The sequence below is a fragment of the Bradyrhizobium sp. NAS96.2 genome (assembly GCF_001908235.1).
GTDB lineage: Bacteria > Pseudomonadota > Alphaproteobacteria > Rhizobiales > Xanthobacteraceae > Bradyrhizobium.
In genome coordinates this window covers 1-24,056 of record NZ_LGHK01000224.1, presented here as the reverse complement: position 1 = coordinate 24,056, position 24,056 = coordinate 1, and the positions used below count along the sequence as shown (strand labels likewise).

Below are 24,056 nucleotides of genomic sequence, written 5' to 3'. Positions count from 1 at the left end.
AAGTGCCGACATAGGAATCACATCGATTGCCGATTCTGGAATCCCAGATTCAGCGTTCGAGTCAATCTGTCGCAGCAAAATGTGTGCATGCCCTAGTGCTTTCGCAGGGACGACAGCGGAGAGTGTTCCTCCGCAGTCGTCCAACGGTGCAATTTTGTAGCCCGGATGAAGCGAAGCGTAATCCGGGACCTTTCCATCCGCAGTCACTATCCGCTCATGCTCCATTCCCGGATTTCGCTGCGCTCCATCCGGGCTACGGTTCGCGGTTAGCTCTCAACCCTTCGGCACTGCCCCGACATAGGATGAACTCGGCCGGATCAGCCGCCCGGTGCGGCGCTGCTCCAGCGCGTGCGCGGTCCAGCCGGCGGCGCGGGCCACGGCGAAGATCGGCGTGAACGCCTGCCGCGGGATCTCCAGCCCGTCGAGCAGGATCGCGGTGAAGAACTCGACATTGGTCTCGAGCGGTCGCTCCGGATTCTTCTTCCGCAGCGCCTCGCGGATATAGGCTTCGACCTCGCCGGCAAACGGCAGGTCGGCGCCACTGGCCTCCAGGCGCTCGATCGCGACCTTCAGCACGTCGGCCCGCGGGTCGCGCACCCGATAGACGCGGTGCCCGAAGCCCATCAGCCGTTCGCCATGTGCCAGCGCGCCGTCGACCCAGGGCTTGATCCGCTCGCGGGTGCCGATCGCATCCAGCATTTCAAGCACCGGCTCGGGCGCGCCGCCATGCAGCGGGCCGGTCAATGCGCAATAGCCGCCGGTGATGGCCGCGAACAGGTCGGCCTGGGTCGAGGCGATCACCCGCGTGGTGAAGGTCGACGCGTTCATGCCGTGGTCGCAGACCGTGACGAGATAGGCGTCGAGCGCCGCCACCTCACGCGGCGCAGCCTTGCGGCCCAGCAGCATATGCAGCGCGTCGGCGGCGTGGCTGACATTCGGATCGGGCGCGATCGGCGCCTGTCCCTTGGCTTGCTGCACCAGGGCGCCGGCGATCACCGGGAAGGCGCCGACAATGGTCGCCTCGTGTTCCAGCCCGTTCTCGCCGCGCAGGCCTGCGATCGCGGCCCGGAAGCCGTCGACGATCGACATGCCGCGCGTTGCCGGCAGCAGGTCGGCCAGCCGCGCGAAGGCGCGTTCGCGGGCGGCGCCGAGGCTGGCGCGGACATTGGCCTCGCTCAGCGTCTTGCCGGTGGCGCCGTTCCACAGCCGCGCGGTGACGCCCTCGAAGCTCGACTTGCCGGCGAGGCTCGCGACGTGCTCGCCGGCGATGATGAGTTCGCCGCGCTCGCCGTCGACATGGCTCAACACGGTCTCGGCGGCGGGAACGCCGTCCAGACCGATCTGGCTCTTGGTGAGAATCATGTTCATGGCCCGATCTCCTTGCTTCACCTCTTCAAGGTCGGGCCTCTCGACGAGTTGATCAATCTTGATTATATAAATCAATATGAAAAAATCCGCCGAGCTGTACCTCTCCGCCCGGGAGGCCGCCGCCGAGCTCGCGATCTCGCCGGCGACCCTCTACGCCTATGTCAGCCGTGGCCTGATCCGCTCCGAGCCGTCGCCGGATTCGCGCAGCCACCGCTACCGCGCCGAGGACATCAGGGGTCTGAAGGAGCGCCGCGTGCCGTCACCGGAGCCGCGCGGCTTCCGCAATTTCGATGCGGATTTGCCGGTGATGGATTCGGCGATCGCAACCATCACCGAGCAGGGGCCGATCTATCGCGGCGTGAACTGCGTCGATCTCTCCCAGCGCGACACGCTGGAGCACACCGCGACGCTGCTGTGGGATGTCACCGGCGTCGATCCGTTCGCGCCGGACAATTGCCCGCATGTCTCCGATGACATGCGTGCGATCGCCGAGGCCGCGCGGCGCGCCCAGCCGATCGACCGGACGGTCGCGGTGCTCGCGCTGGCGGCGAGTGCCGATCCCGGCGCCTTCACCCGCGCGCCCGATGGCCGCGCGATGGTCGGTGGGCGCATCTTGCGGCTGCTGGTCGCGACCATGCTGAACGCCGTGCCGTCGGCCGAGCCGCTGCACGAGCAGGTGGCGCGGGTCTGGACGCCCGACAACAAGCACGCGCCAGACCTTATTCGCCGCGCGCTGGTGCTGCTCGCCGATCATGAACTGAATGCCTCCACCTTCACCGCGCGCTGCGCGGCGTCGACCGGGCTCAATCTGTACGATGCCGTGATCGCGGGGCTCGTCGCGCTGAAGGGCCCGATGCATGGCGGCGCCGGCGTGCTCGCCTCGCGCCTCGTGAAGACAATGATCGACAATGACGTTGCGCCTGTTGTCCGCGAGCGGGTCGCGCTCGGCGAACGCTTCGCCGGCTTCGGGCACGGCGTCTACAAGAAGGGCGATCCGCGCGCGATCTCGCTGCTCGAGGCGCTGACGCGGGCCGGCGCACCGCGCAAATTCACCCGGGAAGTGCCGGACAGAATCGCCGAGGCAACCGGCGAGTTCGTCAATATCGATTACGCGCTGGCCGTGCTGGTGCATGCGCTGCGGATGCCCGCAGGTAGCGAGCTCGCGCTGTTCGCGATGGCGCGCAGCGTCGGCTGGATCGCGCATGCCAGCGAGCAGCTTCAGCTCGGCAAGCTGATTCGACCTCGCGCGCGTTATGTCGGCCCGGCGCCCGGGCGGGCCGGCACGACCAATAGCATTTAGGGTCTTATTCTGCCGGCTTGGACGGCTCGATCAGGCCGCCGCCATGGCGGCGGCGAATGGTCCAGATCGCCAGCGCCAGAATGATCGCGCCGCCTGCCACCGCGAACATCCATAGATGCTTGCCGACATGTTGATGATGCGGCAGGCCGGCATAGTCGTGCAGCGCGGTGACGGCGAGCACGCCGGGCAACACATGCGCGGGCGCCCAGAGCAGGATGGCGGGGATGTTGACCGCGTAGAAGCGCGCCGGCGGCATGTCGAGCGCACCGGCGGTGATCGGCACGAAGGCGCGAATCGGCGGCACGAAGCGGGCGAAGAACACCGCGAGCACGCCCCAGCGGTTGGAGAAGGCCTCGCTCTGCGCGACCACGCGCGGATAATTGGAGAGCGGCCAGGCCGACAGGATCTCGCGCTGGCTGCGGTGGCCGATCATGAAGGCCGTACCGTCGCCGAGCATCGCGCCGCACGCCGCCGCGGCGAGCACCGGCCACAGCTTCAATTCGCCGCCCGGGACCAGCGCGCTCAGCGCCAGGATGATGGTCGAGCCCGGCACCAGCGAGCCGACCACCGGAGCGGCTTCCAGCAGGGCGGCCAGAAACAGCGTCAGATAGGCGAGCCAGGCATGGGCCGAAACAAATGCGATCAAAGGGTCAAGGAATGAAGTCACAGAATCCCTGGGTAGCGATGAAACGGGTCCGAGAGCTAACAACTCCGCGCCGGGCTGAAAAGTGCCCCGCCCGGACAGGCCGCCGTGGTGCTGCGGCGAAAGTACGGCGGGATTTGCAGAGCAGCCTTCCAAAAACCGAGTTTCGCGCCTATCTTTATGATACAACAACGGAACTTTGATTTGCCCGTGGGCTTCTGCCGGCCGATGCTCTCTGCTAGGCTTGTGCGTAGCACCCCATCCGCAGCCAAATGACCTTAAATCTGGTTTCGGGAATGCCCGGGACCTCGGAGGATGAATGACGACCGCCGTCCAGACCAAAGAGCAACAACCCGTCGGCTTGCCCGACATGAAGGTTTCGGTTCGGCAGGTCTTCGGGATCGATAGCGATCTGGAAGTTCCCGCCTATTCCGAAGTCGATCCGCATGTGCCGGAAGTCGACAGCGACTATCGCTTCGACCGCGCCACCACGCTCGCGATCCTCGCCGGCTTTGCCAAGAACCGCCGTGTGATGGTCACCGGCTATCACGGCACCGGCAAGTCGACCCACATTGAGCAGGTTGCGGCGCGCCTCAACTGGCCCTGCGTGCGCGTCAACCTCGACAGCCACATCAGCCGTATCGATCTCGTCGGCAAGGACGCCATCGTGGTCAAGGAAGGCAAGCAGGTCACCGAATTCCGCGACGGCATCCTGCCCTGGGCGCTGCAGCACAACATCGCGCTGGTGTTCGACGAATACGACGCCGGCCGGCCGGACGTGATGTTCGTGATCCAGCGCGTGCTGGAAGTCTCCGGCCGCCTGACGCTGCTCGACCAGAACAAGGTGATCAAGCCGCATCCGGCGTTCCGCCTGTTCTCGACCGCCAACACGGTCGGTCTCGGCGATACCTCGGGCCTCTATCACGGCACCCAGCAGATCAACCAGGGTCAGATGGACCGCTGGTCGATCGTCACGACGCTGAACTACCTCGCCCATGACGAGGAAGTAGAGATCGTGCTGGCCAAGGCGCGCCATTACCGCACGCAGGAAGGCCGCGACATCGTCAACAAGATGGTGCGCCTGGCCGATCTCACCCGTAACGCGTTCGCCAATGGCGACCTGTCGACGGTGATGAGCCCGCGCACGGTGATCACCTGGGCCGAGAACTCGGACATCTTCAACGACATCGGCTTCGCGTTCCGCGTCACCTTCCTCAACAAATGTGACGAGCTGGAGCGGCCGCTGGTCGCCGAGTTCTACCAGCGCTGCTTCAACGTCGAGCTGCCGGAATCCTCGGTCAACGTGGCGCTCAGCTAGTCCATGCCGAAAATCTCCGTCGAGCGCACAGTCACACAGACGAAGAAGGCGGTGCTCGGCGGATTGCTCCGTTACAACAACGAGAAGATGGGGAAGCAGAAGTACAAGCGCTTCGCCATCTCGCTGCGGCAAGGCGACGAGATCGTCGGCGGCATCGTCGGCGAGGTCTGGACCGCGGTGTTGTTCATCCAATTGTTCTGGATGGAGCAGAAGTATCGCAACAAGGGCTTTGGCGCGAAGCTGATCAAGGCGATCGAAGACGAGGCGCGGCGCTTCGGCGCCACGCAATCCTATCTGGATACGATGAGCTTCCAGGCGCCGGGCTTCTACCGCGCCAACGGATATAAAGAGTTCGGTTCGATTGAGGGATATCCCGGCGGCGTCACGCGCCACTGGTTTACGAAATCGCTATGACAACCTCCAATATCAAATTCCGTCCCGGATCGAAGGAAGCGCCGACCGAGCCGTTCAAGCGCTCGGTGTCGGCGTGCCTGAAGGCGATCGCCAAGAAGCCGGAGCTCGAAGTCAGCTTCGCGGCCGAGCGTCCCGGGCTCGCGCCCGGCAAGGCGCGGTTGCCGGAGCCGGCGCGCAAGATGACCAAGCGCGACGCGGCGATCGTGCGCGGCCACGCCGATTCGATCGCGCTCAAGATCGCCTGTCACGATCCCAAGGTGCATCGCAAGCTGATGCCGGGCAATCCGCAGGCGCGCGGCGTGTTCGAGGCGGTCGAGCAGGCGCGCGTCGAGGCGATCGGCTCGCGGCGGATGGCCGGCGTTGCCAAGAACCTCACCGCGATGCTCGACGATCATTTCCACCGCGGCAAGTATGACGAGATCACCGACCGCGCCGATGCGCCGCTGTCGGATGCGCTGGCGATGCTGGTGCGCGAACGTCTCACCGGCATGGCGCCGCCCGCGGCCGCCAAGAAGATGGTCGACCTCTGGCGTCCGACGCTGGAGGACAAGATCGGCTCGCGGCTCGATCAGCTCAGCCGTTTCACCGAGGACCAGGCGAGGTTCGGCGACCTCGTCCATGATCTGCTGTCGGCGCTCGATCTCGGCGACGACCGCAACATGGATTCCGACGACGACGAGGACCAGGACGAGAACCAGGACGGCGAGAGCGATCAGTCCGGCGCCGAGGGCTCGCCCGATTCCGACGCCGCGCAGGAGATGAGCGCCGATCAGGCCCAGACCACCGCCGACGAGATGAGCGAAAGCGCGATGGAGAGCGCGCAGGCCTCGACGTCAGACACGTTCGACGACGGCGAGCTCGGCGACGACGAGACGCCGGGCGAGGCGACGCGACCGAATTCGCGCGGCCAGAACGAGCCGCGCGGCCCGGAATATCATGCGTTTGCGCCGAAGTTCGACGAAGTGATCGCGGCTGAAGACCTCTGCGACCACGACGAGCTCGAGCGGCTGCGCTCGTACCTCGACAAGCAGCTCGCGCATCTGCAGGGCATCGTGGCGCGTCTCGCCAACCGCCTGCAGCGCCGCCTGATGGCGCAGCAGAACCGTGCCTGGGATTTCGATCTCGAGGAAGGCATCCTCGATCCGGCGCGGCTGTCGCGCGTCGTCACCGATCCCTATCATCCGCTGTCCTTCATGCACGAGAAGGAGGCGACCTTCCGCGACACCGTGGTGACGCTGCTGCTGGATAACTCCGGCTCGATGCGCGGCCGTCCGATCACGGTCGCCGCCACCTGCGCCGACATCCTGGCGCGCACGCTGGAGCGTTGCGGCGTCAAGGTCGAGATCCTCGGCTTCACCACCCGTGCCTGGAAGGGCGGGCAGTCGCGCGAAGCGTGGCTTGCCGCCGGCAAGCCGGCCAATCCCGGCCGCCTCAACGATCTCAGGCACATCATCTACAAGTCGGCCGATGCCCCCTGGCGTCGCGCGCGGAAAAATCTCGGCCTGATGATGCGCGAAGGTCTCCTGAAGGAGAACATCGATGGCGAGGCGCTCGACTGGGCGCACAAGCGCCTGCTTGCGCGCCCCGAGCAGCGCCGCATCCTGATGATGATCTCCGACGGTGCGCCGGTCGACGACTCCACGCTGTCGGTCAATCCCGGCAACTATCTCGAGCGGCATCTGCGCCACATCATCGAGGAGATCGAGACCCGCTCGCCGGTCGAGCTGATCGCGATCGGCATCGGTCACGACGTGACGCGCTATTATCGCCGCGCCGTCACTATCGTCGATGCCGAAGAGCTTGGCGGCGCCATCACCGAAAAGCTCGCCGAGCTGTTCAGCGAGACCCACGGCTCGGCGCCCGCACCGGGCACCCGGCGCCGCCTCCACTCGTGAGACATGCGCTCACCCCTTAGCCGCCGCCATTTCCTGAGAGATGTGGCGGCGGGGCTGTCGGCCGCAGCATTGCCGCGTCTCGCGCAGGCAGAAGGCGCGAGCCAGCCTGCGCTGACGCCGGGACCGCCGGGCAGACCGGGCCGTCACCGCGTCGATGAAGCCGTCGCGGTCGAGGTCAACGCGCGGCCGCTGCCGTCGTTCGACATCCGCGATCGCGCAAAGGTGCGGTTCGGCGCGCTGGAATATCGCAGCGGTCTCATTCTGACCTCGTCGTTCTCCGGCTTCGGCGGCCTCTCCGCGCTCAGGCTCGACGCCAGGGGCGAACGCTTCATCGCGGTCAGCGACCAGGGCACCTGGTTCACAGGCCGCATCGTCTATCGCGGCCGCGACATGATCGGGCTCGACGATGTCGAGGCGGCGCCGCTGCTCGCGGCTGACGGCCGGCCGATCACCGCGACCCGCGGCTGGTATGATTCTGAATCGCTCGCGCTCGACGGCTCGATTGCCTATGTCGGGCTCGAGCGCGTCAACCAGGTGCTGCGCTACGATTTCGCCAAGGGCTTCACCCGCTCGCGCGGCGAGGTGGTGCCGCTGCCGCCGGCGGCGCGCAAGCTGCCCATCAACAAGGGGCTCGAGGCGCTGGTCTTCGTGCCGAAGGCCATGTCCAAGGATCTGCCCAAGGATCTGCCCAAGGGGCAGGCGCTGGCCGGCACGCTGATTGCGATGTCGGAACGCGGGCTCGATGCGAGCGGCAATCTGATTGCCTTCCTGGTCGGCGGCAAGACGCCGGGCCAGTTCAGCGTCCGCCGCACCGAGAATTTCGATATCAGCGACGCGGTGCTGTTGCCGTCGGGCGATCTGTTGATTCTGGAGCGGAAATTCTCCTGGCTCGGCGGCGTCGGGATCCGCATCCGCCGCCTCGCGCTGTCCGACATCGCCCCCGGCGCCGTCGTCGACGGCCCGGCAATCTTCAACGCCGATCTCGGCAACGAGATCGACAACATGGAAGGCATCGACGCCCATGTCACCGCCGAGGGCGAGACCGTCCTGACCATGATCTCCGACGACAATTTCTCCCTGATCCAGCGCAATCTGCTGCTGCAGTTCACGCTGGTCGAGTGAGGTTCTGTTCACCCTCCAGGGGAGGGTGAACGGACGCCGTATCCGCATTGCTGATCTGCGTCCTGGCCTATCCTCCGCTCCCGCCTGTTGGTGATCGCAGCCGCGGTCTCTATCTTAAGCGGGCCCTTTCCCCGATCCGGATATCCCGCATGAGCACCCTGTTTTCCCCGATCGAACTGCGTGGCTTGAAACTCGCCAATCGCATCATGGTCGCGCCGATGTGCCAGTATTCGGCCAACGACGGCTCCGCGAATGATTGGCACTTCACCCACATCAACACGCTGGCGCTGTCGGGCGCCGCGATGTTCTGCATCGAGGCCACCCATGTCGAGGATATCGGGCGGATCACGCCGGGCTGCCTCGGCCTCTACAGCGATGCCAATGAGGCCGCACTGAAGCCGATCCTGGCCTCGGTGCGCAAGCATTCCAAGACGGCGGTCGCGATGCAACTCGCCCATGCCGGCCGCAAGGCCTCGAGCCAGCGTCCCTGGGAGGGCGGGCAACTGATCCCGATTGCCGATGGTGGCTGGCAGACGGTCGCGCCATCGGCGGTCCCGCACAAGGAAAGCGAGGCCGCGCCGGTGGCGCTCGACGACGCCGGCCTGAAGCGCATCCGCGAGGCCTTCGTCGCGGCGGCGAAGCGCGCCGACCGGCTCGGCATCGATGCGCTCGAGCTGCACGCCGCGCACGGCTATTTGCTGCACCAGTTCCTGTCGCCGCTCGCCAACAAGCGGACCGACCGCTACGGCGGCTCGCTCGAGAACCGGATGCGTTTTCCGCTCGAGGTGTTCGACGCCGTGCGAGCTGTATTTCCGGACCGCAAGCCGGTCGGCGTCCGGGTGTCGGCGACCGATTGGGTCGAGGGCGGTTGGGACGTCGCGCAGACCATCGAGTTCACCAAGGAGCTGAAGAAGCGCGGCGTCGACTGGATGGATGTCTCCTCCGGCGGCGTCTCGGCGCTGCAGAAGATCCCGCTCGGGCCGGGCTATCAGGTGCCGGCGGCGCAGGCGGTGCGCGAGGCGACCGGCGTCACCACGATGGCGGTCGGCCTGATTACGGAAGCGAAGCAGGCGGAGGAGATCGTCGCCTCAGGGAAGGCCGACATGGTCGCGCTGGCCCGTGGCATGCTCTACGACCCGCGCTGGGGCTGGCATGCCGCCGCTGAGCTCGGCGGCGAGGTGAGCGCGCCGCCGCAATACTGGCGCTCGCAGCCCTCGACCCAGAAGGCGCTGTTCGGCAAGACCACGTTCGGCGCGCGGTAGGGATATATCGACCGCCAAGACCGCGATGTGACGAACATCGCGACGGCGTCATCGTGTTCGAAATTGGTGTCGCGATTGATCTCGCCGCAGCTCTTCGATGTGGGACGCTCTTCGACGCGAGGGCACGGATCGAGGCAGGCAAACGATCGATGCCGGCAGTGCTCTGCCGCAGTGCGTTGAACCGGAAAAATTGCCTTGCGGCATGGCCCCGTGCGAGAGATCCGCTTGCATCAAGAGTTGGGGCGACGCCCAACGCCAACCTGCCAATCCGGGCAAGGTGGCTCTCCCTCAGGGAGGATGTGGCCGAGCCGGCAACCAAGCGGACCCGAGCCACCAAGTCGTTCCCAAAGAAAGGAACGACGCGTCATGCCGATCAAGATCCCGGACGACCTCCCTGCTCGTGGAACGCTGGAAGCAGAAGGCGTCGCGGTCATGCGCGAGGCTGACGCGATACGGCAGGACATCCGTCCCTTGCGGATTGGGCTGCTCAATCTCATGCCGAACAAGATCAGCACTGAGACGCAAATCGCTCGCTTGCTAGGAGCCACCCCACTTCAGATAGAGCTGACGCTGGTACGGATCACCGATCATGTGGCGCGTCACACATCCGCCGACCATCTGGCGGCTTTCTATCGGCCATGGAGCGAAGTCAGCGCCGAGCGCTTCGATGGCTTCATCATCACGGGCGCGCCGGTCGAACGCCTGCCGTTCGAAGAAGTCCGCTACTGGCCCGAGCTGCGCATGATCTTCGAGTGGACGCAAACCCACGTCCACTGCTGCTTGACCATCTGCTGGGCCGCTCAGGCGGCTCTCCATCACTTCCACGCCGTGCCGAAGCACGAACTTCCCCGCAAGGCTTTCGGGATTTTCCAGCACCGCAACCTGATCCCGGCGTCGCCGTATCTGAGAGGTTTTTCAGACAAGTTCGACGTTCCCGTCTCGCGCTGGACGGAGGTCAGGATTTCAGACATTCCGGAAGGCAGCGGCCTGCACGTCCTGGCCGCTAGCGACGAGACCGGCCTTTGTCTCGTGAACGATCCGCATCGCCGTTCGCTTCATATCTTCAATCATTTCGAATACGAAGCTGACACTCTCGCGGACGAATATGCTCGCGATGGCAACGCTCAGCTGCCTGCCAACTATTTCCCCGGCGACGATCCTTCGCGATGCTCGGAGAACGTCTGGCGCAGTCACGCCCACCTTCTGTTCGGCAACTGGATCAACGAAATTTACCAAACCACGCCCTTCGATACCGCCGCGATCGGCCGCGCCTCGCCGGTGATGTCCTAGCTCGTTACGTTTCGTCGTCACGCCAGGTCTTCCTGCGCGCCATTGAGCGAAGCCACATCGCGACCATGCTGAAGGGGGTGCCCGACATGTGATTCCGCACCGGCCGTAGCTGATAAAGCCATTGTTCTGCCGTAGCCTCGGCAGCTACTCTCTGCAGCGCGTGCGCAAGATACGCATCGAAACAAAGAGAGGAAACCCATGGAACTCGGATACTTCGCGATGCCGTCGCATCCGCCGGAGTGCGGATTGAAGGAGGGCCACGACTGGGACCTGCAGGTGCTGCGCTGGCTTGACGAGCTCGGCTATCAGGAAGCCTGGATCGGCGAGCATCACACCGCGCCCTGGGAGCCGCACCCGTCGCCCGATCTCTTGGTGGCGCAGGCATTGTTGCAGACCAAGAACATCCGCATCGGGCCCGGCGGCTTCCTGCTGCCGTATCATCACCCGGCCGAACTCGCGAACCGCGTCGCGATGCTCGATCACATCTCGAACGGCCGGTTGAACTTCGGCGTCGCCGCCTCGGGCCTGCCGAGCGACTGGGCGATGTTCAATGTCGACGGCATGTCCGGGCAGAACCGCGACATGACCCGCGAGGCGCTCGAGATCATCCTGAAGATGTGGACCGAGCCGGGTCCGTGGACTCATAAAGGCAAGTTCTGGACGGTGACCAAGCCGGACACGATGTTCGATTTCTTAAAACCCCACATCAAGCCTCAGCAAGCGCCGCATCCGCCGATCGGCGTAGCGGGATTGTCGAAGAACTCGGACACGCTGAAGCTCGCCGGCGAGCGCGGTTTCATTCCGATGAGCCTCAATCTCAATCCCGCCTATGTCGGCAGCCACTGGGATTCGGTCGAGGCTGGCGCCGCCAAGACCGGCCGCAAGCCGAGCCGCAAGGACTGGCGGATGGTGCGCGAGGTGTTCGTCGCCGATACCGACGCGGAGGCCTGGAAGCTCTCGACCGGCGACATGATGGGCCGGATGATGGGCGAGTATTTCCTGCCGCTGCTCGGCCATTTCGGTTTCAAGGACTATTTGAAGGCATCGCCCGACGTCCCTGATAGCGATGTCACGGTGGAGTATTGCGCCCGCAACAACTGGATCGTCGGCTCGCCCGCGACGGTCACAGAGAAGATCGAGCAGATCTATCAGGAGGTCGGCGGCTTCGGCGTGCTCCTGGTGTTCGGCTTCGACTACAAGCACAAGCCCGAGGCCTGGCACAATTCGCTGCGGCTCTTGAAGCAGGAAGTGCTGCCGCGGCTGAAGCATCTCGACGCCTCGGTCGGCCGCGCGGCGTAGACGTCGGGATGAATGAGTACACGGGGCAGCGTCAACGTTGCTCCGTGCTCCACGTCATGACTCCGATCGAGAAGATCACTGGCACAATCCGGCTATCGGCTGGACAACGCCGCGCAGTTTGCCGCGCCTACAGCAACTTCACCGCGACCTTCGCCTTGCCCTTGTGATCGCCGTAGAACCATTTGGCGATCCAGGGGACGCCGATCACGGCCTGGTTGACGTAGAGGAAGATCTCGCCGCTGCGATCGGCGGTGAACCTTGCCTTGTAGACCTGCGGGTCGGTGTTCGGCGCCGGCAGCGGGTCCAGAAAATATTCATCGACGCCGGTCTCTCCGACCCGCGCGATCAACCTGAACCAGGGCCGGAACAGGATCCGCCGCAGGAAGATCGTAAAATAGCCACGCAACTGCTTCGCGCCCTCGACGGTCGAGGTCCGGTATCCGATCGGGGTCACCGCACGTCCGGCGTCCTCCCATGGCTCCGACATCGTGATCGCGATCTCGTACTTGAATCCGGTGCGGACCTTGAGGCCGGTCGGCGCACAGATCGTGCTGGTGTCGAAGTCGGCGGCATCCTGCGGGATGCCCTTGTCGACGGCGACGAGCTTGTCGGCCGCGGTCCCGCTGCAGAAGGCGCCCATCGAGTCCGCGGCATTGAACAGGAAATGGCTGAGCACCGTCGCGTCGAACCAGACCAGCAAGGCCGTGAGCAGGAAGGGCACGACATGCCGCTTCCCGACATTGAGGATCCACTGATAGATCGTGCTGGTGCGGAATCGATAGATCGCATCGTGCATGAGCCCGGAGAGCGGCGCCGGGCTCGCGCGGTCACGCCAGATGATCCGCATCCGGTCGCTGATCGTTGCGCTGAGCGAACTGCCGACGCCCATCAGCACGAAAACGGCGATGATGCCGCCGGCAAACCATTCCGGGTTGCCGGCGTACCAGTCGGTCCACCAATGAAGCGAAGCAGGCAGGAAGGATTCCACGAAGCGCACCAGCTCCGAGATCATCCTGAACCAGGAGCTGAATTCATGCTCCTTGTGCTGGTTGTGGAACAGCCAGAACGCCGCCAGATGCAGCGACGCCGCCAGCGTCGCGAAGTAGGCGATCCGCCGCATCCAGACGAAATTCCACAGCTTCTCCTGCGCGGCATAGCGCGCCGGCGCACCGGTGGGCGTTTCGAACGTAGTGGAGACCAGCGGCGTGATCTGGCCGCTGCGGGAGACGACCACGTAGTTCGGCGGAAGCCCGATCGGGGCATAGGCATTGGCGCCGCTGTCGATCCGCTCGAACACGCTCTCGTGGATCTTCGGCATCGGCACGCTGACGCCGGCATAGGGATCGTTGCAGAGGTCGGCGACCTTGCGCGGACCGTATCGGTAATAGGCGCCGAGGCCTGCGCGCGAATCGTAGAGCCGGCCATCCTTGTCCTCTGAGGACCTGATCGCCTTGATCGCATCGGGATCGGCAATCGGCGCGCTCTTGAACACCAGCCCGCGCTTGACGGCCTCGTCGACCAGCCAGGCCAGCGGCACGAACGCGACGGCATCGTCCGGATAGCCGCCGCCGACATTGGCATGCATGCCGACGAACCACACCTGGACGAGGCGCTCGCCATCGATGGTTGCTGGCACCGCCGGTGCGGGCTGTCCTGGTTCCTGCTCGGTCCAGAGCACCGGATGAAAGGTCGTGCGCTCGTCATCGAGCGCCAGCGCGTGCCGCGCCCACTTCACCCGCGGGCTGAGAATCCGGTTCGGCAGTTCGAGCGGCCACACCCAGTTGGAGATGCCGCGCGTCATCTCGTCGATCGGCAAGCCGTAGGCCGCGACGGTGTCCCAGATGCCGACGAACTCAATTGATGGCACCTGCTTCCGGGCAATCCCGGCATAGGGCTTGTTTCCCTTGAGGCGGTCCAGCACCGGCACGAGGATGTAGTCGCGCAGTGCGCGGAACAGCACCTCGATGCGCCAGATCGAGTGGTAGCCAGCCGCCCGGTACGCGCGATAGGCTTTCACCGCGCCGTCGTGCAGTTCGGCCTCGGTGTCGGCGACGATCAGCCCCTGATCGAGGATCAGGGCGGCAAGCGTGCGCACCGTGAATGCGCCGCGGCTGAATCCGAACAGGTAGATCTGCGAGCCGTTCTGGTGGTCGTAGTTGCGGCAGATGAACTTGTAGGCGTCGAGGATGTTGCGCTTGAGCCCGTAGCCGAAGGCGCCGCCGAGCAGCGCAAGCGGGACAAAGGACGACGTGCCGACGCCGTCATCATACTTGGCGGCCTGCGCGTTGCCCTGCAAATCGAGCGACTGGAATATCCGCCAGACATTGGTGCGCCAGACGCTGGAGGCGGCGTTACCGGTGCCGTCGGACAGGATAATGATCTTCGGACTCGGCATTGAAGGAGGCCCGCTGAAATGAATGAAGCCGATGGCGCAGCGTAACAGCAGCCGGATCGATTGCTACCTTGGATCGATCAATAATCATTCCATGCCGCGATAGGTGTGAACTGGCGCACAAAAGCGTCACGAGGTCGCGGCCATTTGAGACGTGACGACTTTCGCGACGTGTCGAAAAGGCCTAGCTTGATTGGCGGCGCAATTCATTGATGAGGCATAGCGATGCGCAGCCGCGTCAGAAAATTTGCCCATGTCCTGGAGCGCTTCGGGCTTGCACTGGCGGGCGCCGCAAGCGGTCTGTTCGTCGCCATCCATGTCGGCTCGAGCGTGTCGGCGCTCACCTCGCAGGCGTTCCTGCTCATCATGATGTTGAGCGGCGCGATCGGCTTCTATCTTGGCATCGATACGCCGCCAAAACTCTTCCATCCGAAGGACGGGAGCTCGACGCGCAAGATCGACACGGCGGAGCTGCTGAGCGCGATCGGCACGTTCCTCGCGACCATGGTGGCGTTCTTCTCGGTCGGCGTCGTGGTGCTGCGCAGCGAGCCGGACATCGCCTGGACCGCGGCGATCATGGCCGGCTGGGTGCTCGGCGTCGCCATGCAGATCGTCGCCGGCACGATCGCCCGCACCCGGGTCTGAAGCGTCGGAGCGGCGCGAGGCCTGGCCGGCCTCGCTCGGGCCGGCTCATTTATTTGTGATCTTGCCGGGGTCCTTGACCGCCTTGAACGTCTCGTGCTCGACGCTGTAGAGCTCGCCGCCGACCCGCTCGACCTTGCGAATGTAGATGTCGTGGACCACGTCGCGCGTCTTCGGATCGATCGACATCGGGCCGCGCGGGCTCTCCCAGGCCATGCCCTTCATGGCTTCGATCAGCGCGTCACCGTTGGTCTTGCCGCCGGTCGCTTTCAACGCCGCGTAGATCAGATGCATGCCGTCATAGGCGCTGACGCTGATGAAGTTCGGGCGGACGTTGGCATTGGCCTTGCGGAACGCTGCGACATAGTCGCGGTTCAGATCGGAGGGATGCGCCGCGGAGTAGAACCCCGCTGTGATCGTGCCGATCATGGCATCGCTCATCCCCGGCAGGTCCTCGTCGTCGGCGATGTCGCCGGGGCCGATCAGCTTGATCCCGCTCTTGTCCAGCCCACGCTCGACAAATTGCTTGGCCAGGATACCGGCCTGGCTTGCCGGGACGAAAATGAACAGCGTATCGGGATTGCCGTCTCGTGCACGCTGCAGGAACGGCGCGAAGTCGGGATTGGCCAGCGGCACTTTCAGCGCTTCGACGATCGCTCCGCCCGCCGCGGTGAAGCTCGCCGAAAATACCCCGGCGGCTTCACGCCCGGGCGCCCAATCGGACGCGATGATGGTGGCCCGCTTCGAACCGTTCCTGGCCGCCCAATCCGCCAGCACGCTGGCCTGCTGGGCATGCGTCCAGCTGGTCCGCACGAAGTAGGGCGACCTTTCGGTCACGATCGATGTGCCCGATACCATGACGACGGTTGCCGTCTTGCTCTCAGTGACCAGCGGTGCGAGCGCCAGCACGCTCGGCGTCAGCCCGCCGCCGAGGATCTCGGCCTTGTCGTTGACGATCAGCTCCTGCGCAATGCGCTTGGCGTTGTCAGGTACGCTGGCATCGTCCCGGACGATCAGTTCGATCTTGCGGCCGGCGACCATGTCGCCGTGCTGCGCCATGTAGAGCCGCGCCCCGGCGACCGCCTGCTTGCCGACCGGCCCCAGCACGCCGGTCAACGGCATCACCAGCCCGACCTTTACGACGTCTTGCGCCTGGGCGGGTGCCGGTTGCACCGCCGCGAGCGCCAGAACAGCCCCGACCACCACGGCAAGCGGCGTCCTCGACATGGTCAACCTCCCACGGGCTCGGAAATGATGCCGGACCAGTTCGCGACTATCGGCTTCGCCGCGCGGGGAAGTCCTGATCAAGAAGTGACAGAACGACGAAATTCCTGCTAAATTTGCCGGATTGGTGCCGTCTGTGGGCATGGAGTGACCTCTATGGACCCGGCGACTGATTCCGTTTTGATATTTGATTCATTTGTGTTCGATCTCGCCCGCGGCGTCGTTCGCGTGGATGGCGTCGAGCTCGATCTCCGGCCGAAATCATTCGCGGTCCTCCGCCATCTCGTCCGCAACGCGGGGCGGCTGGTATCCAAGCAAGATCTGCACGAGGCGGTCTGGGGCAATGTCGCGGTCTCCGACGATTCGCTCGTCCAATGCATCCGCGAACTGCGCCTGAAGTTGCGGGATGACGAGCACCGCATCATCAAAACGGTGTCGCGCCGGGGATACCGGCTCGATGCCGAGCCTGTTCTGCCGTCGCACGACCATAAACCGAGCAACGTCCCGGGTCCGGCGTCAACTTCCCGGGGCGTTGCGGCACGTCTGGCCGCGCTTCCCCGATGGTTGCTGGTCTCCGGCCTGTCGGTGATCGCCTTCGCGGCTTTGGCAACCGCTCCGCTGATTGCCGATGGCATGCGGTATCCTCTGGCGGAGTTGGTGAACTGGCTTGCGCCCAGCGATCACGGCATCGTGCCAGATCAGGATGTCGAGCGGATCGCTTCACTGGCCGTCGAGAAGCAACTGCCGCTTCCCGCCTTTCGCATTCGCGCGCCGGCAAACGACGTGCCGGACAATGTCCGCCGCTTTCTCGGCGTGTGGGCGAGTGACGAAGGATGGATCAACTCGCACCGCCAATTCATGATGATCGTCACCAGTGTCGACCGGGACGGTGTTGCGACCGGCTATCTCGTGAACGGACCGGCGATGCCGCACAGCCGTACGCCCGGACCGGGCTTCTCCGGCGGTTTTACCGGGCAAGTCTCGGACGGCATCCTGCGATATGACGGCAATGCGGGAGTGCATTCCGCTTCCATCACCGGGGACGGACGGATCGAGTTCAAGCTCGTCTTTCGTGAGGGAGGGACCAGTGTCGTGTTCCTCGAACCGCTCTGGACTCTCGCCCGCCCAGGCCGCGTCGCACACAATCAGACTTGATCCCCGTTCGCGATGCTGGTCGCCACGCAGATCGTGGCCCGCGCTTGGCTACGCGCCGCGCGTGACGCCCAATCCCGCGAGGTGCGTGTCGACGAACTGCGCGAGCCGCTCGCGCAGCTGCTCCGGCGGCACTGCGACCATGCGCTCCTCGAGGCCGAGCGAGATGATGCCGTGGACCGCGGAGAACATCATCCGCGACAGCAGCGCGACGTCGTGCGGATCGCGATCGGGCAACAGCCGCACCAGCGGCGCATGCATCAGCGCGAACGCATCCATCACCATCGCCAGGATATCTTCCGGAAAGGGCCGGTCGTCCTCCATCCGGTGCTCGAACAGCGAGCGCAGCAGATTGGCGTGCTCGGTGGCGAAGCCGAGATAGGCGTCCGCGAGCCCGTGCAGCTGGCGCAGGGGATCGTCGGCCGGGACGGCTTTGAGCCGCGCGGTCAGGGCCTGAACGGTCTCCCGGTTCACGGTCAGGATCAGGCCGTCGAAGTCGCCGAACTCGTTATAGACGCTGCCGATGGAGCAGCCGGCGGCCTCGGAGACATCACGAACCTTCAATGATCTCAAGCCTTTAGTGGCGATAGACCGGCGCGCGATCTCGATCAGCAAAGCGCGCCGCTGAAGTTTTTTGCGGTCCCGTCGCGATTCGTCTTGAACAATGTTCATTTTCGAGCTACTAATTTGAGCGTTGCTCAAGTTGGCATAGGAGGCCACTCACATGCAGACCCTAGCACTTCAATTGACCACCACCTTCGTCGATGACGCGATCGAGCTCATGAAGGGCTTTGGCCGCACCATCCTCTCCCTGGCGATGGCGCCGATCGAGCGGATGGCCCGCGCCTGCGACGTCGCAGGCGTGCTGGAGCAGCGGCGCGCCGATCGGCGCGCCAAGCGCCCGGCGGCACAGCGTGGCGGCCGCTGTAAGTCACGCAACTGCCGATGGTCGCCGTTCGGCGGCCTGAGTGAACTGACCTGAAGCGCTCACCCCGCAATTGTCGCCGAAACCTCAACAAAGCGCTCACCATGTCCCCGCGACCCGATCTCGAGATCGATCAACCCCAGGTCTGGATAAGGTCTCGTACATCTCTGGCGCGCAATGTCCCCGCGGCCCGGCGCGTGTGGATGTGCGCCGGTTCGAACCGAACCGTTGCGGAAAAGACTAAAGGCTGCGGGATATCCGTCATTTTCACCACGCCCACCATTCTCTGCCCCACGAATTCGCAGACCTGCCAGCGCCGTGCGCGCTAACCCAAGGAACCGGTCATGATCAAGGAATTGATGACGTCCCGCCGCTTCGCGCCGCTGTTCTGGTCGCAGTTCTGCTCGGCATTGAACGACAACGTGCTGAAGAACGCGCTGGTCATCATGCTGCTGTATGGCGTTGCCAACGAGCAGGGGCCGGCATTGGTCCAGCTCGCGGGTGCGGTGTTCATCGCTCCGTTCTTCGTGCTGTCGGCGCTCGGCGGCGAGCTCGCCGACCGCTACATCAAGTCCGTCGTCGCGCGCCGGCTGAAGTTCTTCGAGATCTTCGCCGCCGCCTTTGCCGCGGCCGGCTTCTTCACCCATTCGATCCCGTTGCTGTTCATTGCGCTGGCGCTGTTCGGCATCGTCGCCGCGCTGTTCGGTCCGGTGAAATATGCTGTGCTGCCGGACCAGCTCTCGGTCTCGGAGCTGGCGACCGGCAACGCGCTGGTCGAGGGCGCGACCTTCATGGCGATCCTGATCGGCACCATCGCGGGCGGGATGTTTGTCGCCGGCGCCAGCCACATGGGCTGGATCTGCGCCGCCGTGGTCGGTCTGTCGGTGCTGTCGTGGGGATTTGCGTCGCGCATTCCGCTGACGCAGCCCTCCGCGCCCGATCTGCCGATCACCAGGAATCCCTGGACCTCGACGGTGCGCCTGTTGAAGTCGCTCTATGCCGAGCAGCGGCTGTGGGACGGCATGATGATCGTGTCCTGGTTCTGGATGGTCGGCGCGATCGTGCTGTCGCTGCTGCCCGCGCTGATCAAGGAAGGCGTCGGCGGCACCGAGGGCGTGGTCACGCTGTGCCTCGCCGTGTTTGCGATCGGCATCGCCGCCGGCTCGCTGTTCGCCGCGCAGCTCAGCCACGTGCGCCCGAATCTCGCACTGGTGCCGATCGGCGCCATCGTGATGGGCGTGGTCGGCCTCGACCTCGCACTTGCGATTGCCACCACCTCGCTCGGCAAGGACGTCACAGCGGCTGCGTTCGCGACCTCGTTCGGTGGTTTCCGCATGCTGGCCGACTTTTTCCTGTTCGCGTTCGGCGGCGGCCTGTTCGTGGTGCCGTCGTTCGCCGCGGTGCAGGCCTGGACCGCACCGTCCGAGCGCGCCCGCATCATCGCCGCGGGCAACATCCTGCAGGCCGGCTTCATGGTCGCCGGCGCGGTGTTCGTCGGCGCGCTGCAGGCTACCGGCCTGCCGATCGCCTGGATCTTCTTCGGCCTTGCCATCGCGAGCTTCGGCACCGTCTGGTTCGTGCTGACCAAGTGGGGCAAGGAGGGCGTGCGCGATTTCGGCGCGCTGCTGTTCCGCGCGCTATTCCGTCTAGAGGTGCGCGGCATGGAGAACCTGCCGCCCGCCGGCACCCGGATGCTGATCGCGCCCAACCATGTCAGCCTGGTCGACGGTCCGCTGCTGCATGCCATGCTCCCGATCGACGCCAGCTTCGCCGTCGACACCGGCATCTCCAAGGCGTGGTGGGCCAAGCCGTTCCTGAAGATGATCAAGCACTACACGATGGATCCGTCGAAGCCGCTGGCCGCGCGCGACCTGATCAAGCTGGTCGCCGCCGGCGAGCCGGTCGTGATCTTCCCGGAAGGCCGCATCACGGTCTCCGGCTCGCTGATGAAGGTCTATGACGGCACCGCGATGATCGCCGACAAGGCCGATGCTGTCGTCGTTCCGGTCCGCATCGAGGGCGCGCAGCGTTCGCATCTCAGCTATCTCAAGAATGGCGAGATCAAGCGCTCCTGGTTCCCCAAGGTGACGATCTCGATCCTGCCGCCGGTGAAGCTGCCGGTCGATCAGGCGCTGAAGGGCAAGGCGCGCCGCAACGCCGCCGGCGCCGCGCTGCAGGACGTCATGATCAACGCCATGGTGCAGAACGCGATGCTCGACCACACCCTGTTCGAGGGCCTCGGCCACGCCTATCGCGACCGCGACACCGGCAAGCCGATCATCGAGGACGCGCTCGGCACCAAGCTGACCTATCGCAAGCTGATCCTCGGCGCGCAGGTGCTAAGCCGCAAGCTCGAGCAGGGCACCGTTGCCGGCGAGAATGTCGGCGTGCTGTTGCCGAATTCGGCCGGCGTCGCGGTCGTGTTCATGGCGCTGCAGACCATCGGCCGCGTTCCGGCGATGCTCAACTTCTCGGCAGGTCCGGTCAACGTACTGGCCGCGATGAAGGCGGCGCAGGTCAAGACCGTGCTGACCTCGCAGGCCTTCATCGAGAAGGGCAAGCTCGACAAGCTGATCGCGGCGATGGCCGGCCAGGCGCGCGTCATCTATCTCGAGGACGTCAGGGCCGGCATCAGCCTCACCGATAAGATCGCGGGCTTCCGCGCCGGCATCGCGCCGCGCGTTGCCCGCAACGCCAATGATCCCGCGGTCATCCTGTTCACCTCGGGTTCGGAAGGCACGCCGAAGGGTGTCGTGCTGTCCCACCGCAACATCCTCGCCAACGCGGCGCAGGCGCTGGCGCGGGTCGATGCCAATGCCAACGACAAGGTGTTCAACGTCCTGCCGGTGTTCCATTCGTTCGGTTTGACCGGCGGCATGATGATGCCGATCCTCGGCGGCATTCCGATCTTCATGTATCCGTCGCCGCTGCATTACCGGATCGTGCCCGAGCTGATCTACCAGACCGGCGCGACCATCCTGTTCGGCACCGATACCTTCCTCACCGGCTACGCCCGCTCGGCGCATGCCTATGATTTCCGCACGCTGCGGCTCGTGATCGCTGGCGCGGAAGCGGTGAAGGAGCGCACGCGGCAGGTCTACATGGAGCGTTATGGCATCCGCATCCTCGAGGGCTACGGCGTCACCGAGACCGCGCCGGTGCTGGCGATGAACACGCCGATGGCCAACCGCCAGGGCACCGTCGGCCGGATTTCGCCGCTGATGGAGTACCGCCTCGATCCGGTCCCGGGCATCGAGGAAGGCGGACGCCTGTCGGTGAAGGGGCCGAACGTGATGCTTGGCTACCTCCGTGCGGAAAATCCCGGCGTGCTCGAGCCGCTGCCGGAAGGCTGGCACGACACCGGCGACATCGTCACCGTCGATGCGCAGGGCTTCATCGCGATCAAGGGCCGCGCCAAGCGCTTTGCCAAGATCGCCGGCGAGATGGTCTCGCTCTCGGCGGTGGAGACGATGGCATCGGCGCTGTGGCCGCAGGCGATGTCGGTCGCGGTCACGCTGCCCGATCAGCGCAAGGGCGAGCGCATCGTGCTGCTCACCACGCAGAAGGATGCCGACCGCTCCGCGATGCAGCGCCAGGCCAAGAGCGCCGGCGCCTCAGAGCTCGCGGTGCCCGCCGACATCCGCATCGTCGACAAGGTGCCGCTGCTCGGCACCGGCAAGACCGACTATGTCGGCGCCACCGCGCTAGCCAAGGAAATAGCGGCGGAACTCGCCGCCGCGCCCGCGGCGCAGGCCGAGCCCGGCGGCGACGAGAGCGAGCCGGAGACGCTGCAGCAACACGTTGCATGAGTCCTGGCATGATGGTTGTGCTTTTCGGGAGCATGTTGTCAGATAGACGGCAACTGCTCCCGAGAAAGCACGATCATGCTGGACAAACTGAACCCGGCTACCGAGGACGCGCCTGAACTCATCGCCGAGCGCTGGATCGGCGCGCTCGATGCGGCGCTCGCCGGCCGCTTCGCAGAGGGGCTTTCCGGGCTGTTCGCGCCCGAGAGCCACTGGCGCAACATCTTCGGTATCTCCTGGCATTTTGCGACATTCAGCGGGCGGCAGCGCGTCGTTGCCGAGCTGCTGGAGCGCGCTGCCGCGGTCAACGCGCGCGGATTTCGCCTTGATGACCGTGCCTTGATACCGCGACGCGCCGTGGTGGCCGGACGCGACGTGATCGAGGTCGTCTTCACCTTCGACACGTCGAATGGGCCGGGCACCGGTGCGGTCCGCCTGCTGCACGATGCGAGCGGAAATTCCGCGGCATGGACGTTCTCCACGATGCTCGATTTCAATCGCATCTGCGACGCGCACGGAGATCAAGCCGCGGAGCAATCCCATGCGCGCGATTTCGCCGCACCCGACTGGCTGGAGCAGCGCCGGGTCTCGCGCGCCTATGCCGACCGCGAGCCTGACGTTCTGATCGTCGGCGGCGGCCATGCCGGCATCGCGGCTGCCGTCGAGTGCAAGCGGATCGGCCTCGACGCGCTGATCGTCGATCGCGAGCAGCGCATCGGCGACAATTGGCGGCTGCGCTATCGCGGGCTGAAGCTGCACAACAAAACGCCGGTCAATCTGTTTCGTTACCTGCCGTTCCCGCCGACCTTCCCGGACTATATCCCGAAGGACAAGATCGCGAACTGGCTGGAAAGCTATGTCGACATCATGGAGCTCGACTTCTGGACCGAGACGTCGTTCGAAGGCGCGCGCTATGACGACACGACGCAACGCTGGACGGTGACGCTGCAACGAAGCGACGGTCCGCGCATGCTGCATCCGAAGCACATCGTGCTTGCAACCAGCGTCAGCGGTACGCCGAACATTCCGACCATCCCCGGCATCGAGCGCTTCGGCGGCAAGGTGCTGCATTCCAGCCAATTCGCAGCGGGGCGGCAATGGGCAGGCCGCTCGGTGGTTGTGTTCGGCACCGGCACCAGCGCGCATGACATCTGCCAGGAGCTGCATGCGGGCGGCGCCGACGTCACCATGGTTCAGCGCAGCCCGACCATGGTGGTCAATGTCGAGCCGGCGCAGCTCTACGACAAGACCTATCTCGGCGACGGCCCGCCGGTCGAGGTCCGCGACATCCTCAATTCCGGCGTGCCGCTGCCGGTCATGAAGATCGCGCACAAGATCATCACCGACGAGGTGAAGCGGCTCGACGCGGCGCTGCTGTCGCGGCTGGAGCGCGCCGGCTTCCGGCTCGAATTCGGCGAGGACGGCACCGGCTGGCCGCTCAAGTTCCGCTCCCGCGGCGGCGGCTATTACTTCAACGTCGGCTGCTCCGAGCTGATCGCCGACGGCAAGATCCGCCTGATCCAGGCCGCCGACATCGTTGATTTCACCGCAACCGGCCTCGCGCTGAAGGACGGCACATCGCTCGCCGTCGAGCTGTTCGTGCTCGCCACCGGCTACAAGGGCCCCGACCATCTCGTCGGCAGGCTGTTCGGCGAGGACGTCGCCGCGCGGGTCGGCCGGGTCTGGGGCTTCGACGACGCGACGCAGGAGCTGCGCAACATGTGGACGCGCACGCCGCAGCCCGGCCTCTGGTTCACCGGCGGCGCGTTCTCGCAGGCTCGCATCTATAGCCGCTTCATCGCGCTGCAGATCGCCGCGATCGAGGCCGGCACGCTTTCCAAGTCATTCAACTCCAAGCCATTCAACTGTACGCACGCGAACTGAAGGACTCCCATGCCGCTCCCGCTCGATGCCATCATTGCCAACATCATCCCGCTGCTGCCGCTGCGCGACCCCGCCACCATGACGCCGCAGAGCGCGCGCGATTCGCTCCGCGCGCTGGCC

Annotated in this window: 19 protein-coding genes, 1 pseudogene and 1 riboswitch; of the genes and pseudogenes, 14 read left to right on the top strand and 6 right to left on the bottom strand. The window is 65.2% G+C overall.

Features of this window, described 5'->3' with window-relative positions; genetic code table 11:
• Together AC628_RS44915 and AC628_RS35860 are read right to left on the bottom strand one after the other, a co-directional pair.
• On the bottom strand, positions 1–225 hold a 225-nt coding region (locus tag AC628_RS44915), incomplete at its 3' end, for a hypothetical protein (protein ID WP_210190304.1).
• Between the two features lie 48 nt (positions 226–273).
• On the bottom strand, positions 274–1,368 hold the full coding sequence (locus tag AC628_RS35860) for a citrate synthase/methylcitrate synthase (protein WP_074131409.1): 1,095 nt from the start codon (positions 1,366–1,368) through the stop codon (positions 274–276).
• Between the two features lie 76 nt (positions 1,369–1,444).
• Between AC628_RS35860 and AC628_RS35855 the strand changes: the two genes are divergently transcribed.
• On the top strand, positions 1,445–2,668 hold the full coding sequence (locus AC628_RS35855) for a citrate/2-methylcitrate synthase (RefSeq protein WP_074131408.1): 1,224 nt from the start codon (positions 1,445–1,447) through the stop codon (positions 2,666–2,668).
• 4 nt (positions 2,669–2,672) lie between these two features.
• Here AC628_RS35855 and AC628_RS35850 read toward each other — a convergent pair whose 3' ends face one another.
• Positions 2,673–3,335, bottom strand: coding sequence for a DedA family protein (locus tag AC628_RS35850; RefSeq protein ID WP_074131407.1), 663 nt, complete (start codon positions 3,333–3,335; stop codon positions 2,673–2,675).
• Between the two features lie 295 nt (positions 3,336–3,630).
• Between AC628_RS35850 and cobS the strand changes: the two genes are divergently transcribed.
• The 7 genes from cobS to AC628_RS35815 all read left to right on the top strand — a co-directional run bounded on the left by cobS (position 3,631) and on the right by AC628_RS35815 (position 11,911).
• On the top strand, positions 3,631–4,629 hold the full coding sequence (gene cobS / locus AC628_RS35845; RefSeq protein ID WP_074131406.1) for a cobaltochelatase subunit CobS: 999 nt from the start codon (positions 3,631–3,633) through the stop codon (positions 4,627–4,629).
• Positions 4,630–4,632: 3 nt separating this feature from the next.
• Positions 4,633–5,043 (top strand): GNAT family N-acetyltransferase, encoded by a 411-nt coding sequence (locus AC628_RS35840; RefSeq protein ID WP_074131405.1) that lies wholly within the window; start codon positions 4,633–4,635, stop codon positions 5,041–5,043.
• Positions 5,040–6,938, top strand: coding sequence for a cobaltochelatase subunit CobT (gene cobT, locus AC628_RS35835; RefSeq protein ID WP_074131404.1), 1,899 nt, complete (start codon positions 5,040–5,042; stop codon positions 6,936–6,938). Before AC628_RS35840 ends, cobT begins: the two co-directional genes overlap by 4 nt.
• 3 nt (positions 6,939–6,941) lie before the next feature.
• The gene (locus AC628_RS35830) at positions 6,942–8,060 is read left to right on the top strand and encodes an esterase-like activity of phytase family protein (protein ID WP_074131403.1); all 1,119 of its coding nucleotides are present in this window, start codon (positions 6,942–6,944) and stop codon (positions 8,058–8,060) included.
• Positions 8,061–8,209: 149 nt separating this feature from the next.
• Entirely contained in the window at positions 8,210–9,322 is a 1,113-nt protein-coding gene (locus AC628_RS35825) for an NADH:flavin oxidoreductase/NADH oxidase (RefSeq protein WP_074131402.1), read from the top strand.
• 222 nt (positions 9,323–9,544) lie between these two features.
• A riboswitch (SAM-I-IV-variant riboswitch) is annotated at positions 9,545–9,651 on the top strand.
• A gap of 37 nt (positions 9,652–9,688) precedes the next feature.
• Positions 9,689–10,612, top strand: a complete 924-nt coding sequence (locus tag AC628_RS35820; RefSeq protein WP_074131401.1) for a homoserine O-succinyltransferase — start codon at positions 9,689–9,691, stop codon at positions 10,610–10,612.
• Between the two features lie 198 nt (positions 10,613–10,810).
• Complete coding sequence (locus tag AC628_RS35815; RefSeq protein WP_074131400.1) at positions 10,811–11,911, top strand: LLM class flavin-dependent oxidoreductase; 1,101 nt, start codon at positions 10,811–10,813, stop codon at positions 11,909–11,911.
• A 127-nt stretch (positions 11,912–12,038) separates the two neighbouring features.
• Here the strand turns inward: AC628_RS35815 and AC628_RS35810 are convergent, their stop codons facing one another.
• The gene (locus AC628_RS35810; RefSeq protein WP_074131399.1) at positions 12,039–14,306 is read right to left on the bottom strand and encodes a T6SS phospholipase effector Tle1-like catalytic domain-containing protein; all 2,268 of its coding nucleotides are present in this window, start codon (positions 14,304–14,306) and stop codon (positions 12,039–12,041) included.
• Positions 14,307–14,528: 222 nt separating this feature from the next.
• Between AC628_RS35810 and AC628_RS35805 the strand changes: the two genes are divergently transcribed.
• A complete protein-coding gene (locus AC628_RS35805) occupies positions 14,529–14,948 on the top strand; it encodes a hypothetical protein (protein WP_074131398.1) in 420 nt (139 codons plus the stop codon).
• A gap of 45 nt (positions 14,949–14,993) precedes the next feature.
• Here the strand turns inward: AC628_RS35805 and AC628_RS35800 are convergent, their stop codons facing one another.
• Complete coding sequence (locus AC628_RS35800) at positions 14,994–16,172, bottom strand: ABC transporter substrate-binding protein (protein WP_074131397.1); 1,179 nt, start codon at positions 16,170–16,172, stop codon at positions 14,994–14,996.
• Positions 16,173–16,325: 153 nt separating this feature from the next.
• Between AC628_RS35800 and AC628_RS35795 the strand changes: the two genes are divergently transcribed.
• Positions 16,326–17,324 carry a winged helix-turn-helix domain-containing protein gene (locus AC628_RS35795; RefSeq protein ID WP_074131396.1) on the top strand — a complete coding sequence of 333 codons (999 nt, stop codon included), beginning with the start codon at positions 16,326–16,328 and terminating at the stop codon, positions 17,322–17,324.
• Between the two features lie 48 nt (positions 17,325–17,372).
• Here AC628_RS35795 and AC628_RS35790 read toward each other — a convergent pair whose 3' ends face one another.
• Complete coding sequence (locus AC628_RS35790; protein WP_074131395.1) at positions 17,373–17,993, bottom strand: TetR/AcrR family transcriptional regulator; 621 nt, start codon at positions 17,991–17,993, stop codon at positions 17,373–17,375.
• Positions 17,994–18,045: 52 nt separating this feature from the next.
• On the opposite strand from AC628_RS35790, the gene AC628_RS35785 reads away from it, so the two are divergent.
• The 4 genes and pseudogenes from AC628_RS35785 to AC628_RS45645 form a co-directional block, all read left to right on the top strand.
• Positions 18,046–18,303, top strand: coding sequence for a hypothetical protein (locus AC628_RS35785; RefSeq protein ID WP_074131394.1), 258 nt, complete (start codon positions 18,046–18,048; stop codon positions 18,301–18,303).
• Between the two features lie 287 nt (positions 18,304–18,590).
• Positions 18,591–22,055: an acyl-[ACP]--phospholipid O-acyltransferase gene (locus AC628_RS35780; RefSeq protein ID WP_074131393.1), complete on the top strand. Its 3,465-nt coding sequence runs from the start codon at positions 18,591–18,593 to the stop codon at positions 22,053–22,055.
• 75 nt (positions 22,056–22,130) lie between these two features.
• Positions 22,131–23,936 (top strand): flavin-containing monooxygenase, encoded by a 1,806-nt coding sequence (locus AC628_RS35775; RefSeq protein WP_074131392.1) that lies wholly within the window; start codon positions 22,131–22,133, stop codon positions 23,934–23,936.
• Between the two features lie 9 nt (positions 23,937–23,945).
• A pseudogene (locus AC628_RS45645) lies at positions 23,946–24,056 on the top strand (alpha/beta hydrolase); the annotation flags it as partial.